This is a genomic window from Rhodococcus sp. NPDC057135, from assembly GCF_042670865.1.
Lineage (GTDB): Bacteria > Actinomycetota > Actinomycetes > Mycobacteriales > Mycobacteriaceae > Rhodococcus_F.
In genome coordinates this window covers 154,114-167,344 of record NZ_JBHUUU010000010.1, presented here as the reverse complement: position 1 = coordinate 167,344, position 13,231 = coordinate 154,114, and the positions used below count along the sequence as shown (strand labels likewise).

Below are 13,231 nucleotides of genomic sequence, written 5' to 3'. Positions count from 1 at the left end.
CGCACAGTTTCGGCAGCGTTGCCACCAGTTCTGGTGGAGGGTTGACCAGAATGTAGTTAGGTGCCATATTAGTTGCATGGCAGTGGACGGAACCGATGATGACTCACCCACGTTGGATCAGGCGCGGCGGCAGTTGGAGCATTACGGCCTCGGGGCCGACCCGCAGGCGGTACTTGTTGCGGTGCGGTTGATCTCGGCGGGCGCGCGGCTCGGCCGAGCGACCGAGGTTCACTTTGCGAGGTATGGCCTGTCGACCGGTCGATACCGACTTCTTGCAGATCTGGAAGACCACAACGGGGAGAAGTCCCCATCTCGTCTGGCGGCTGATCTCGGCGTATCGCGGGCCACGGTCACCGGCCTGGTCGACGGGCTCGAACAGGAGGGATTGGTCGCTCGGCGTCCCTCTGCGGAGGACGGGCGCGGTGCCGTGGTCGTCCTGACTGCTCGCGGTGCTCAGCGTTTGCGTGACATGGCGCCCGAGCACTTTGCTCGTCTCGAGGAAATGGTCGATGAGCTCACCGTCGACGAGCGCGCGGTGTTTCTGGATCTGCTCTCGCGGGTCGTTCGTGGTATCGGTGCGCTGACTGCGGAGTAGTCCACCTGGGTCCCAGATGTTCGCGTAACGATCCGAATCGCCGTCAATTTCGACAGAGGCTTCTCTTTCCATGCCCAAATAGTTAGCCACCTAATCATAATCGGAAAGTTGGTCTCCTTCATGTCCGGACTCACCCCACCGATCTCACACGAAAACAATAGGAAGATCACCAGTTCCAAACGAAGAGCCTCAGTCGCCGACCGTCGCGCCGCACGACCCTTCACGCTGTGGCGCGAGGTGCTGGTCGCCTACCTTGCCCCTGCACTGATGGCGGGGGCGGGCGGAGTCGCGTCCGGGCAGGCGGGTCTGACGCTGGCGGCATTTACGTCCATCGCGGGCACCTCGGCAGTGGTGGCGTTGCTGATCGGCTCCTGGCTGCAGCGCCGCGCAAGGTCGCGACCCTGGACCACGGCCCTGCCTCGCGTCTTGGTGGCAGCAATTCTTGCCGTCGGAGCCGCCGCAATCGCCGGACTTGTTGGATGGTTCGCCTCGCATTGGCTACCAGATCACACGAGCGTGGTCGACACCGCTTGGCTTGCTCGCCTGCAGTTCGATCTGCCGATATCTGCCGCGGTCGCTGCCGTCATCGTGAGCTGGCGATGGCGCCGTCAGAATCGCTGACAGACAACACATATCAATAAGTCCCGGTTTTCCGGGGAACAGTCGAAAGGAACACGATGATCGTCATCATGGGAGCGTCCGGAACAACAGGCGGCGCGTTGCTACGCAGTCTGGCCTCCTCGGGTGTACCGAGCAGAGCGCTGTCACGCGACCCGGACGGGCTGCGCGCCCAGCTCGGCGACTTGGCCGACGGTTTGGTCGAAGTGGTGCCGGCCGATGCCGCAGACCCCACTTCGCTACGCACGGCTTTCAAAGGGGCCGAACAGCTTTTCCTCGCCATGGCCAACGGCCCGGAACAGGTGGAGCTCGAAACGCGCGTCATCGACATAGCAGCCGAGAGCGGCATCGAACACATCGTCAAGATCTCCGATCCCGCAGCCGCAGCCGACTCCCCCATCGCTCTCTCCCGTGGCCACCATGCCGTCGGAGAACACCTGCGCGCCTCTGGGCTCCGCCACACTCTGCTCCGCCCTTATGCGTTCATGCAGAATCTGTTGCTCCTGGCTCCGGCGGTGGCGGCGCAGGGGGTCATTCTGGGTGCGATGAAGGACGCACCGTGCAACTGGATCGACTGCCGAGACATCGGTGACGTTGCAGCCGCCGTGCTCACGCGCGCCGACCTCGCCGGCGGCACCTACGTCCTGACAGGCAGCGAGGCAGTCGGCTACGGCGGAATCGCCGATTCTCTGACCCGCATGCTTGGTCGCCCCGTCCGCTACATAGACCTGCAACCGGACGAACTGCGGCAAAACCTCATCGACAATGCCCATATGCCTCCATGGCTCGCCGAGCACATTCTGGAGATCCAGCACCTTGCCATCTCGCGCCCGGAAGCACCCACGGACACGGTGGTCCGTGTCCTGGGGCGCGAGCCCCGCAGCCTCGATGCGTTTCTGCGTGAGCATCTGGACCGTTTCCGCTGACGTCACGCTGGGTGAGCAGTACCCGGCAGAGGTCACTCGGTTGGTCAACGAGCCCAGCGAATCCTTATCGGACCTCGTGCGGATTCAGGATCGACGACTTCGCCGCCCTGGGTGATCTGGACTTCGCCGTCAGCGACCATTCGGCGGGCAGCCTCTCGGACGGGTTCCATCAGCGGACGCCAATTGTCGGGCGCCGTCGCGCGAGCCACGTCTGAGGGGCAGATGCTCGACTCGGCTGATCGCGTGCTGAGTAGTTCCCGGATCTTCGCCGACAGATCCTTTTCTTCCACCATATGAAACACCTTCCGGTCGTGACCGCTCGCAGTCAACAGCGAATGAACCTTCGGCCCGGCGAGTTGTAGTGAAGGAAAGGTGCACATCGATAATTATTGACGGCGTGGAGAATTCGAGTGCAAGACGCCGTGATGTAGTCCGAGAGTCATATTCGACCCGATCCCAGGAGTACACAGATCTCTTCGGTTCCATGGATTCGACGCACGCATCCGATCGGGCCCTGGTGACCAGTTGGGCTGCCGCTCTGACCGGCCCCGTGCTCGATGCCGGTTGCGGGCCGGGGCAGTGGACAGACTTTTTGGCCCAGAGCGGTCTGGCTGTGAGCGGGATCGATCTGGTTCCCGAGTTCGTCGAACGAGCCCGCACCCAATACCCAGATCTTTCCTTCGAGGTCGGGGGCTTCGAGGCATTGGACGCGAAAACAAGTTCACTGGGCGGCGTGCTGTCCTGGTACTCGCTCATTCACCACCACCCGCACGATATCGAGGCACCGCTCGCTGAATTCGCGCGAGTGATCCGCCCAGGTGGTGGTTTGCTGGTCGGCTTCTTCGAGGGCTCAATCGTGGAGCCTTTTGATCATGCCGCGACGACTGGCTATCGATGGCCGGTGACCGAACTTGCCCAGTTGCTGGTCACAGCGGGTTTCGACGTGATCGAGACCCATACCCGCACGGGGAGCGGTTACAGGCCGCACGGCGCAATCACTGCCAGAAGGCGCAACAGCGAATAAGAGATCGAGACCGAGCGAGCAGTCCTCTTTCATTCATTTCACGTGAGTGGTGTGCTGGATGGGTCACTCACCCGTTTTTCAGCACCGGATCATCCACAGTTGAAGGAAGGCGCCATGACCACGATCCATCTTCACCAGACGACCACCGCGACGCCCGAACAGGTCCTCGCCGGCCTGACCGACTTCGGGCCGGGCCGCGAGGAAATCTTCGGCCGCAGCGCGGACACCTACCTGAAAGTGCACCAACACGGGCCCCACGACGCGGATGTCACGGAGGGCTCCAGCGGTATTTGGGAACGCCTGCACTACGACTGGACCGACCCGCATCGCGTCGTGATGACAACCACCGACTCCAACTTGTGGGGCGGGGCGTCGAGCCACACCTACACACTTACGCAGCAACCGACTGGCCTGACCGATGTCGACGCCGTCGTGGTCCGGGACGGCAAGAATCTCAAGGGAAAGCTCCTGGCATCGGTACTCGGGCTCTTCGGCACACAGGTGCTGGGTAAGTCGTTCACGAAGTCCATCGAGGCCATCGAAGCTCGCAACGGCGGAGCCAATCGGCAGTCGGGCGAGGGCTGAAATTACCAATCCGAAGTCGGCCGTTCCGGCTGCCAGATGGCGGTGGCACCCAACTAGTGGTGAATTCCGAGTCCGCTGTGCGACGGGTCGGTGTGCATGCGGTTAGCAACCACAGGTGTTGCCGACGTGCAGGAATGGTTCCCAGCGCGCTGAGTGTGCTTCGGCTGTGTCGGGCGAGACGGCCGTGGCAGTCAGCATTCTTTCGAGAGCGTGCTGGGTGATGCTCTCAACCGGTTGTTGGGCGCTGGTCATGTCGAACTGTCCGTACTTCGCCTGGCTTCCGTCGAATGCCACGATCTTGACGTCCTCGGGGATCCGCAATCCGTGGTCGATAACGGCTCGTGTTGTTGCAGAGGTTTGGCCGTAGGTGCCGACCACAATGCCGGCTGGAGGCACAGTGCACGTGTCCAGGAACTTTCGTGTTGCGTCGTAGGCTCCATCGGCGGTGAGATCTGTGTGGATGTGCACGATTTCGGTTTCGTCGACGGTAATTGCACCTCGATAGCGCTGCTCGACGGTTTCGCGGTCCCCATGATGTACGTCAGCCTCGGTGTACCCGCCGACGAAGGCGATGTCGCGACAGTCGTGCCTTTCGACGAGATGACGGGTCGCGATCTCCCCGGCCTGTACGTGGTCGACTCCGACGATGGGCGCGTCAACGTTACCGCGGACGTTGTGCATCCAGACCACCGGAATTCGAGCTTGCGCGCACATCGCCGCGGTTCCTGTTGCGTTGGAAGCGCCTACCACGATGAGTCCGTCGATACCGGCCTCGACGAATGCGGACACGAACTCCACTTCTCGCACGGGATCGTAACCGGTGTTGGCGACGATGGTGAGGTGATCCCGGGCGCGTGCCTGCCTTTCGATGGTGCCTACGAACTCCGCGAACAACGGCATCGTCAAATCGGGTACCAACAAACCGATCTGTCGCCACCGCCGCTGTCTGCGCAATGCCTGCGCGCGTCGGTCAGGTCGATAGTTCAACTCGGCCATTGCCTGAGAAACTCGGGCGCGCAAGACATCTGAAACCTGGCGGGGGCCGTCGTTGAGCACATAGCTCACCACCGCCGTCGATGTACCTGCACGTCGCGCCACATCGGCGACGGTCGGACGTTTGGCATCCACTGCAACCCTCCTTTGCCTCATCATCTGCCCAGCCATCACCGCAGCCCATAATCGCTCATGGGAAAAGAGATTGAATCACCATGATTGTGACAGTTCCACAGCCCTGGGGCCGTCCCTAATCTAATCGATTAGAAGAGTTGCGGCATCGACTCGCGGACGTAACAGAGGATTGGTGGAGTAGTCGGCATGGCATTCGTAAGGCTCACTGGCGTCACTTATTTGGACCCCGAACTTGTCCACGACAGTTATGTGCTGTTCACGGGTGCGGACTCGGTGACCCGCCTGATAGACCTTGCAGGGGCGGTTCTGCACGAGTGGCCATATGCGGGTGTTCCACCCCGCATACTCGACCCTGCACTCAACGACGGGTTGGTAGGCGACGTGGGTGTGCAGTTGTCCGCGAGCGGCGATCCTCGCGGTGGCATCTATGCCAATGGCACCATCGGTCAGCTTGATTGGGCAGGCGAGCGACGCTGGGAGTGGGGTGCCGAGGCCCCCGACGGAGTTGCGCGCCAGAACCACGACTGGGAGTTACTGCCCAACGGCAACCGGCTGATCCTGGTGACCGTTCCACGGGTGGTGCCGACTCTCGGTGATCATGTAGTCGGCGACCAAGGTCTCTACGAAGTCGCTCCGGACGGCGCCATTGTGTGGTCGTGGCTGGCCGGTGATCACCTGGAAGAGTTCGGATTTTCCGATGAAGGCTGGGCCGCGCTGCGCGAGACCGTCGCCCGGGACCCGGAAGACCCCTGGGGATACCTGGAGATGAACAGCGCCAAGTCGCTGGGACCCAACCGCTGGCACGATGTCGACCCTGACGGTGTCTTTGCGCCGGACAACATCGTGATCAGCTTCCGTAAGGCCAACATCGTTGCTCTAATCGACAGATCCACCGGATCGCCAGTGTGGCAGTGCGGCCCCTACTACACAGCGCAAGCTGGTGCCCAACATCAGCGGATCAGTGTGCACAAAGTGCCCCGTCCACTCGATCAAACCTCGGGACAACACAATCCGCACATGATTGCCCCGGGACTGCCGGGGGCAGGCAACATTCTGATTTTCGACAATCAGGGTGGAGCGGGTTACCCGTCGGCGGCGATCGGAATCTATGCCGGCTCGCGGGTGCTCGAGATCGATCCGGTCACTTCGGAGATCGTCTGGCAGTACACCGCTGAGGACTCAGGGCAACCTCCCTGGGCCTTCTTCAGTTCGTTCGTCAGCAACGCGCAACGATTGCCGAACGGAAATACCTTGATCACCGAGGGGATGCAAGGTCGCCTGTTCCAGGTGACACCCGGCGGTGCTGTGGTGTGGGAGTACCACAGCCCGTACGAGGGGTACGGCGTTGCCGGCGAGCCCGAAGTCACACAGATTCGGGTACCTGGCGTCGACCGCCTCAGTCTGACTCCGCTGGTGTACCGGTCGCAGGCGGTCCCGTTCGAATGGACCCCGCTTCGCCCACCGACTATCGCACTGCCACACATCGATCTGCGTCGCCGGAACTGAACGCGAAAGCGTTTCCGCCCAAATCAACTCATGAGAGGTAACCGATGACGACCGGTCTGCCACCCCGTGCCGACGAATCGGCGCCGAACCGTGTCGTAGCGCCTTCGCCGCGCAAGGCGTGGTTGCCTGCCGACGCGATCCAACAGATCGGTGTGCGACTCGGTTCGGCCGGCTGGACCCTTCTCGGCCTGATGATCGCCGCGACGCTGTGGTCGGTGATCGTGGCCACCGGCCGCTTTCCTCGACAGCTGTTGCCCAGTGTCCCGGAAATCCTCTCGGCCGGGCTGACACTATGGCGGGACGGCCTGCTCACGGATGACATCCTTGCAAGTTTGTCGAGGGCTGCAAGCGGTTTCGTGTTGGGTTCGGCGATCGGGTTACTCGTCGCCGTCGTCACCGCAACAACCACAGCGGGACGCAAACTGCTCCAGCCAGTGCTGCGGGTGTTCTCACCGATTCCCACCATCGGGCTCGTTCCGCTGGCCATCTTGTGGTTCGGGCTGGGTGAAGACAGCAAGGTCCTTGTGATCGCGCTCGGTGTATTCGTGCCTGTCTGGATCAACAGTCACGCCGGATTATCCAGCACTCCAATCGATTACCTCGAAGCCTCCCGCTGTCTGGGTGCGGGCCGGTGGCAAACGTTGCGAAAGGTGATCGTTCCTGAGGCTGCACCCGACATCGTCTCAGGTCTGCGGGTTGGAGCGGCAATGGCATTTGTGCTGATCGTAGTGGCTGAAATGACCGGCACCACAGTCGGAATCGGCTATCGCATCTATCAGGCACAGCTGTTCTCCCAAGCCGACCGGTTGATCTTTTGCCTAGTCGTCCTGGGTGTGATCGGCGCGCTGTGTGACTTCGCTGTCAACACAACTACGGCACCACTCATCAGCTGGGCGAAAGAACAACACTGACATGGCCATAGAGACCCACAACCTGGTTGTCCAATTCCCGGGGACCCCACGACCCACTCTCGACCGCATCTCGATGACCATCCCCGAAGGTTCGTTCACGGTGCTCGTCGGGGCATCAGGAAGCGGCAAATCCACACTGCTGCATTGTCTTGCCGGACTGACCACCCCCACTCGTGGCAGTGTCACCGACAACGGTGAGATCGTTACCGCCCCCGCCCCTCGGCGCGGTGTCGCTTTTCAACGCGACGTGTTGTTCCCGTGGATGACGGTGGCCGACAACATCGATTTCGCGCTCGTCGCCCGCGGACTGCCGCACAAGATTCGCCAGGCGCGTATCGGTGAACTACTCGAGTTGGTCGGGCTCGCGCCGCAGGTCAGTAGGCAACGACCCGCCGAGTTGTCCTTGGGTATGCGTCAGCGCGTGAGCATCGCGCGTGTCCTCGCCGGCGAGCCCGAGGTGATGCTGATGGACGAACCGTTCGCTGCCCTCGACGCTCTCACCCGATTGCGTATGCAGGACCTGCTCATCGATTTGTGGACGCGCCTTAACCGCACCGTTGTGTTTGTCACCCACGATGTCGATGAGGCGATTCGGCTCGGTGACACCATCAACGTGCTGAGCGGCGGTGGTATCGCCGAGCGCATCGTCAATCCGCTCGACCGCCCACGCCCTGCCGACAGCCTCGCAGACCTGCCCGGTTACAGCGAAATTCGCAAAACCCTGCATCACCAGCTCGGCATCGACCATGCAGTGCAGTAACGAACTCTGACTGCGACGGGCGGCGTTCCCGCCGTTCTTCTACTCATTTGCAAAGGACGATCTATCGTGACCACATCTCTACGCCGTGTCTTTCTGAGCGCGGTCGCTGCCTTGGCAATCGCCGTATCGGCCACCGCATGCGCCGGTACGGATTCCGATTCCGCCACGCTTACAGTCGGATTCGTCGTCGACCCGTCGTGGGCGCAGATCCCCGTCGCCGCCGAGACCGGATTGTTCGACGTTCAGGACGTAAAAGTCAACGTCGTGAACTTTTCCTCCGGTGTGGAAGCGCTACAGGCTTTGGCCGCCGGCCAGGTCGACATCACCACCGCCGCTGACGTTCCCACTTCGGCTGCGGTCGTCCGAAACCCGGCGTTGCGCATTGTCGGTGATGGATCACGTTGGCGGGGATCCAAGATCGTCGCCCGACGTGACGCAGGAATCGACACCACCGCCGACCTCGCCGGCAAATCCGTCGGAACCCCGCTGGGCACCAGTGCGGCTTACTACATTTCAAATGCACTGACTGCCGGAAATATTGAGGCCGATCTTGTCCAGGTTTCGCCCTCTGCCGTCGTTACTGCTGTCAGTCAGCGCAATGTCGACGCCGTCTCCATCTTTCAGCCATATCAGGCACAGGCTATCGAGGCGTTGGGCCAAGACGCTGTCGAATTGACCGGCGGCACATACAGTCAGCACAGCCTGTACCTCTCCACCGAGACGGCGATCTCAGCCAAGAGCGAGGCAATTACCAAGTTCTTCTCCGCGATCCGTGAAGCCGGCGCCAGCCTGACCGGTAAGAACGACGAAGCCATTGATGCCGTAGCCAAGTCCACTCAGCTCGATGCCAACCTGTTGCGATCGATCCTGGGTGAATTCGACTTCACTCTCCAGCTCGCGCCGGACCTCGCGACCGATTTGCACGAACTTGCAGAATGGGCGCAAGCTGAAGGGAATATCGTGGCTGGCGTCGGCTTGCCCGACTATGCCGAATTTCTCGAAACTCGTTTCATCAAACCTTGATTGGATGAGGGCGCCGCAATAGGGTCGCCCTCCGCCATTACCGGTAGGGGTCGTCGGCCGGTAGCCATATTCCGTCTTCATGGATTCCGAGATCGGCAACCTCGCGAGTGAGAGCATCGACGGCCGCGAGAACGGCAGGGCGCGTTTCACTCTCGCGGCACAGAAGCGACCACGTCCAGATTGCCGCCGGGTCGACCACCGAGCGTGCAGTGAGATCGGTTGGCAGAGTTGTGGTCTGGCCCTTCGGTGAGTTGACCACGGGGCGGCCGATGGCACGGACGTGATCGAAGAATGCGGGGCCGGTGATACCGCCGTCGTTGATACGCAGGATCTGTGCGCCGGTATCGCGGGCGAAGTCTTCGGCGAAGACGTTCCACGACAACCAGGAGGTGGTGTCGTTGTCTACCAGTAGGACCACGTCTCGCGCCTGCACGGGTGTGGTGTCCGCACCGGCGGAGACTGCGTAAATCCGATCCGCGCCGAGTAGTCGAGCCTTCAGACCATGTTGGGCGACATCGGTTTTCCGCACCCAGGCTATGGCAAGGTCGAGGCTGCCGTCTGCCACACGCGCGGCCTGCGCGTGCGAGGGCACCACCCACGGGTCGACGTGCAGTTGCGCGACCCCAGAGGTGCGCGCGATCAGATCCGTCGGAAGCCAATTGACGTAGCCGATCCGGACAGGCTCTGCTCCGGACAGACGTTCCGCGCGACGACGCAGATTCTCGGCTCGCTCGAGTAACGCACGGACTTCGGGGAGCAGGGCCGCGCCGGCGGGGGTAAGCGCGACGGAGCGGCGGTCGCGGACGAACAGCTTGACGCCGAGGTCTCGTTCGAGCGCCATGATCTGCTGCGACAACGAGGGCCCGGCTATCAGCAGCCGTCCCGCGGCCCGGCCGAAGTGCAGTTCCTCGGCGACGACCTCGAAGTATCTCAGCTGACGAAGCTCCACGATCACAGATGCTACGTGCGGTGGGAGGCTGCGCCTATCAGTCAGGAGCAAAGTGGTCGTGGCGGTCCGGCACGACCGGGCACACGATAGGTCCATGACCTCAGCCCGGAATGGAGTCTCTCCGCGTACGCACGCTGTCCAAGCTGCCGCTGCGCTGGCCGCGAGCATGGGAATCGGTCGATTCGTCTACACACCGATCCTGCCGTTGATGCACACTCAGGCCGGCTTGTCCGCCTCGCTCGGCGCCACCCTGGCCACCGCCAACTACATCGGGTATCTCATCGGCGCGCTCGCCGGAATCCTCATTCCAGGGGTCGTGCGTTCGGCAGCGGCGATGCGTACTTCGTTGGTGGTCCTCATCGCGACGTTGGCGCTCATGCCCACCACGCACGACGGATCGATCTGGTTCGCCCTGAGGCTCGTCGCAGGCATCGCCAGTGCGCTCGTATTCATGATCGCTGTCAGCGCTTTGCACGCGCACCTTCGGGGAAAGTTCCAACACCTCGCCGGATGGGGGTTCGGCGGAGTCGGGCTGGGTATCGCCTTGTCCGGTGTCCTCGTGTTCGTCATCCGCTTCATCGGCACCTGGACCACTGCCTGGTTGGCGTCCGCGGCCCTTGCAGCGATGTGCGCGGTCGTAGCCTGGGGGCTGTCACCGGAATCGCGTCCGATCATCACACCGGACGCCCCGGGAACTACCGGTCCCCCACGCGCCCATCGCTGGTTCACGGCCTTGTTCATCTGTTATTTCCTGGAAGGAATCGGCTACATCATCGCGGGCACGTTCCTAGTTGCCGCCATCGATCTCGCCGCACCCGAATGGGTAGGCAGCGCCGCCTGGATCGTGGTCGGGTTGGCCGCATTTCCGTCCTGCGCCCTATGGGCCTGGCTCAGCCGGAGTTGGTCGCGACCGACCTTGCTGCTCGTCGCACTGTTGATACAGGCGATCGGCATTGCGCTGCCTGCCGTGATCGGCGGCGTCGGCCCCGCGCTGATTTCCGCTTTCCTGTTCGGCGTGACCTTCCTCGGTGTCGGGTCCATCGTGTTGGCAATCGGCGCATACCTGCAGTTCCCACGCGCCGTGGCGCTGCTGACCGCTGGCTACAGCGTCGGTCAGATTCTCGGTCCACTCGTTGTCACTCCGTTGCTGCGAGACGGGTATCGCGATGCTCTGCTGCTCGGCAGTGCCGTCGTCCTTACGGCAGCTGTGGCCGCCACAGCATTGCGGTTCCGATTCCCTGCCGACCTCGACGCGGGCCATCGGACGGCCACTTCGAACAAGGAGGTAGTTTTTGATGTCAGATGATGAAACCGGCGGAGCGCTATCCGTCGAAGCACTATCTGTCGAAGGACTGGAGATGTTCGAATGAGTGCACTCACAACCGATCTCGACCTGAAGGTCCCTGTCATCGCGGCCCCCATGGCCGGCGGTGCGTCAACGCCGGCTCTCGTCACAGCTGCTTCTCGGGCCGGCGGTCTCGGCTTCCTTGCCGCCGGGTACAAGACGCCACAGGCTCTGGCCGAGCAGATCGACATCGTTCGTGCCGCGGGAGTGTCGTTCGGCGTCAATATCTTTGCGCCCAACCCGGTACCGGTGGACGCCGCCGCTTTCCGAACCTACGCCCAGGCGATCCAGGCCGAGGCAGATCGATACGGCGTCACACTTGCCCAGGGCGAACCGGTCGAGGACGACGACTATTTCGAGGACAAGATCGATCTGCTTCTGGCAACCCCGGTTCCGGTGGTCAGCTTCACTTTCGGTTTTCCTGGGCCCGCGGTCGTCAAGGCGCTGCGCGCGGCCGGTTCAGTTGTCGTGCTGACCGTGACTTCGGAGGCAGAGGCAGTTCTTGCGGTCGACGCGGGAGCTAACCTCCTGGTCGTTCAATCCTCGGCTGCCGGTGGTCACTCCGGAACCATTACTCCCCTGCAGGTTCCGGCAGAAACACCGATCACCGAGCTGATCGCTCAGATCCGTCACCGCACGTCGGTTCCGCTCTTGGCGGCCGGTGGGCTGGCGACCTCCGCCGACGTCGCAGCGGTAGTACGCGCCGGAGCGGAGGCCGCGGTAGTCGGTACTGTGCTGCTTCGCGCCGAGGAGAGTGGTGCATCGGCTCCCCACAAGGCAGCTCTGGCCGACACGTCGCGCGGAAGCACCGTCGTAACAAGAGCTTTCACGGGACGTCCCGCACGGGCACTTCGGAACGAGTTCATCGACCGCTACGACGCACAGGCGCCCATCGGATATCCAGCGATCCATCACCTGACCAATCCCATGCGCAAAGCCGCCGTCGCGCAGAGTGATCCCGAGCGAATGCACTTGTGGGCCGGGACCGGGTACCGCCACGCCACTGCGGAATCGGCAGAGGTAGTGCTCGCGCGATTGACCAACTTGTGATGGCGCGGACACAGGACATCACATTGCCGGAGGTAGTGACGTACGACGGTTTGCCGGCGTCTGTGGGTGGTGCGCACTCGCTTCGAGCCAAGAGGCCTGACAAGGCATTTCAGTGCCTGCACACGTTCTCGCAGGCCTGCGCCGAACCAGTGTCTTTGCCGTCGTGGACGTTCGAAATCTACAAGGGTGCACCGCAAGTGCCGACCGAGCAGTTGTCATCGCTTGCCACCGAACTCTTCGGTGGGCCCCGCCACAGAGCGCAAACCCATACCGAATGGAACGTGGCGGCCGGATCCGTCACCGAAGCGCTCGACGCCCTCGTTGCGGTCGGCCCCGAGGCCGTGACGGCCTACGGGCGTTCGCTCGCGGCATTGACCTACAGTGCGCGCGTGCGTCTAATCGACCCGAGCACCAGCGCGCCATACCCCGATGTCACTCCGGACGCGTTCGGCCGCTTCGCTGTTGACGGGTACGGTCGGCTGTTGGGGGATTCTGGAATTCGCGCAATGTTCGGCAACGCCGCGTCTTCACTGTCCCTGTGGCTCAACCTGCCTGCAGACGACCGGTTGTCGTCCGGTGCGCGTCACCTACAAGACCATCTCCCGTTCCGGCTGTCCACAAAACACTGGCGTCTCTGGCGGCCGAACCGGAGCGGAGACTCCTACCGTTCCAACAAGATTCCGTCGCCGGTTCTCGATCAGGCTTGAATCACGCAGCAAGCGTTCTCATCTCGAGCAGAGTTCGCCGATCTCTGCGATCCGTGCTGCGAACCACCCATACCGCGCGTCCGTCTCGTATTGCCGGCATCAAA

General features: G+C 62.4%; 15 protein-coding genes. 12 read left to right on the top strand and 3 right to left on the bottom strand.

Going from position 1 to position 13,231, the window contains the following annotated elements:
• The first annotated feature begins 76 nt into the window (after positions 1-76).
• The 3 genes from ACFT1A_RS20085 (at position 77) to ACFT1A_RS20075 (ending at position 2,139) form a co-directional block, all read left to right on the top strand.
• A complete protein-coding gene (locus ACFT1A_RS20085; RefSeq protein WP_378448432.1) occupies positions 77-595 on the top strand; it encodes a MarR family winged helix-turn-helix transcriptional regulator in 519 nt (172 codons plus the stop codon).
• Positions 596-715: 120 nt separating this feature from the next.
• On the top strand, positions 716-1,216 hold the full coding sequence (locus ACFT1A_RS20080; RefSeq protein ID WP_378448431.1) for a hypothetical protein: 501 nt from the start codon (positions 716-718) through the stop codon (positions 1,214-1,216).
• 56 nt (positions 1,217-1,272) lie between these two features.
• The gene (locus ACFT1A_RS20075) at positions 1,273-2,139 is read left to right on the top strand and encodes an NmrA family NAD(P)-binding protein (RefSeq protein WP_378448430.1); all 867 of its coding nucleotides are present in this window, start codon (positions 1,273-1,275) and stop codon (positions 2,137-2,139) included.
• Between the two features lie 44 nt (positions 2,140-2,183).
• Here the strand turns inward: ACFT1A_RS20075 and ACFT1A_RS20070 are convergent, their stop codons facing one another.
• Positions 2,184-2,432 carry a DUF3253 domain-containing protein gene (locus ACFT1A_RS20070; RefSeq protein WP_378448429.1) on the bottom strand — a complete coding sequence of 83 codons (249 nt, stop codon included), beginning with the start codon at positions 2,430-2,432 and terminating at the stop codon, positions 2,184-2,186.
• A 104-nt stretch (positions 2,433-2,536) separates the two neighbouring features.
• Between ACFT1A_RS20070 and ACFT1A_RS20065 the strand changes: the two genes are divergently transcribed.
• Positions 2,537-3,163 (top strand): class I SAM-dependent methyltransferase, encoded by a 627-nt coding sequence (locus ACFT1A_RS20065; protein ID WP_378448428.1) that lies wholly within the window; start codon positions 2,537-2,539, stop codon positions 3,161-3,163.
• Between the two features lie 114 nt (positions 3,164-3,277).
• Entirely contained in the window at positions 3,278-3,748 is a 471-nt protein-coding gene (locus ACFT1A_RS20060) for a hypothetical protein (protein WP_378448427.1), read from the top strand.
• A gap of 102 nt (positions 3,749-3,850) precedes the next feature.
• Here the strand turns inward: ACFT1A_RS20060 and ACFT1A_RS20055 are convergent, their stop codons facing one another.
• Complete coding sequence (locus tag ACFT1A_RS20055; protein ID WP_378448426.1) at positions 3,851-4,876, bottom strand: LacI family DNA-binding transcriptional regulator; 1,026 nt, start codon at positions 4,874-4,876, stop codon at positions 3,851-3,853.
• 186 nt (positions 4,877-5,062) lie between these two features.
• On the opposite strand from ACFT1A_RS20055, the gene ACFT1A_RS20050 reads away from it, so the two are divergent.
• From ACFT1A_RS20050 to ACFT1A_RS20035, 4 genes are all read left to right on the top strand, one after another.
• A complete protein-coding gene (locus ACFT1A_RS20050; protein ID WP_378448425.1) occupies positions 5,063-6,382 on the top strand; it encodes an aryl-sulfate sulfotransferase in 1,320 nt (439 codons plus the stop codon).
• 44 nt (positions 6,383-6,426) lie between these two features.
• Positions 6,427-7,293, top strand: a complete 867-nt coding sequence (locus ACFT1A_RS20045) for an ABC transporter permease (RefSeq protein WP_378448424.1) — start codon at positions 6,427-6,429, stop codon at positions 7,291-7,293.
• A gap of 1 nt (position 7,294) precedes the next feature.
• Positions 7,295-8,053, top strand: a complete 759-nt coding sequence (locus ACFT1A_RS20040; RefSeq protein ID WP_378448423.1) for an ABC transporter ATP-binding protein — start codon at positions 7,295-7,297, stop codon at positions 8,051-8,053.
• Positions 8,054-8,119: 66 nt separating this feature from the next.
• On the top strand, positions 8,120-9,076 hold the full coding sequence (locus tag ACFT1A_RS20035) for an ABC transporter substrate-binding protein (RefSeq protein ID WP_378448422.1): 957 nt from the start codon (positions 8,120-8,122) through the stop codon (positions 9,074-9,076).
• Between the two features lie 37 nt (positions 9,077-9,113).
• Here the strand turns inward: ACFT1A_RS20035 and ACFT1A_RS20030 are convergent, their stop codons facing one another.
• Entirely contained in the window at positions 9,114-10,025 is a 912-nt protein-coding gene (locus ACFT1A_RS20030) for a LysR family transcriptional regulator (RefSeq protein WP_378448421.1), read from the bottom strand.
• A gap of 94 nt (positions 10,026-10,119) precedes the next feature.
• Between ACFT1A_RS20030 and ACFT1A_RS20025 the strand changes: the two genes are divergently transcribed.
• Genes ACFT1A_RS20025 through ACFT1A_RS20015 form a run of 3 tightly spaced genes read left to right on the top strand, consistent with a single transcriptional unit; the run spans position 10,120 to position 13,127 of the window.
• Entirely contained in the window at positions 10,120-11,331 is a 1,212-nt protein-coding gene (locus ACFT1A_RS20025) for a YbfB/YjiJ family MFS transporter (RefSeq protein WP_378448420.1), read from the top strand.
• A gap of 60 nt (positions 11,332-11,391) precedes the next feature.
• Positions 11,392-12,420 (top strand): NAD(P)H-dependent flavin oxidoreductase, encoded by a 1,029-nt coding sequence (locus ACFT1A_RS20020; protein WP_378448419.1) that lies wholly within the window; start codon positions 11,392-11,394, stop codon positions 12,418-12,420.
• Positions 12,417-13,127, top strand: a complete 711-nt coding sequence (locus ACFT1A_RS20015) for a hypothetical protein (RefSeq protein ID WP_378448418.1) — start codon at positions 12,417-12,419, stop codon at positions 13,125-13,127. The genes ACFT1A_RS20020 and ACFT1A_RS20015 overlap by 4 nt, the downstream gene beginning before the upstream one ends.
• Positions 13,128-13,231: the final 104 nt, after the last annotated feature.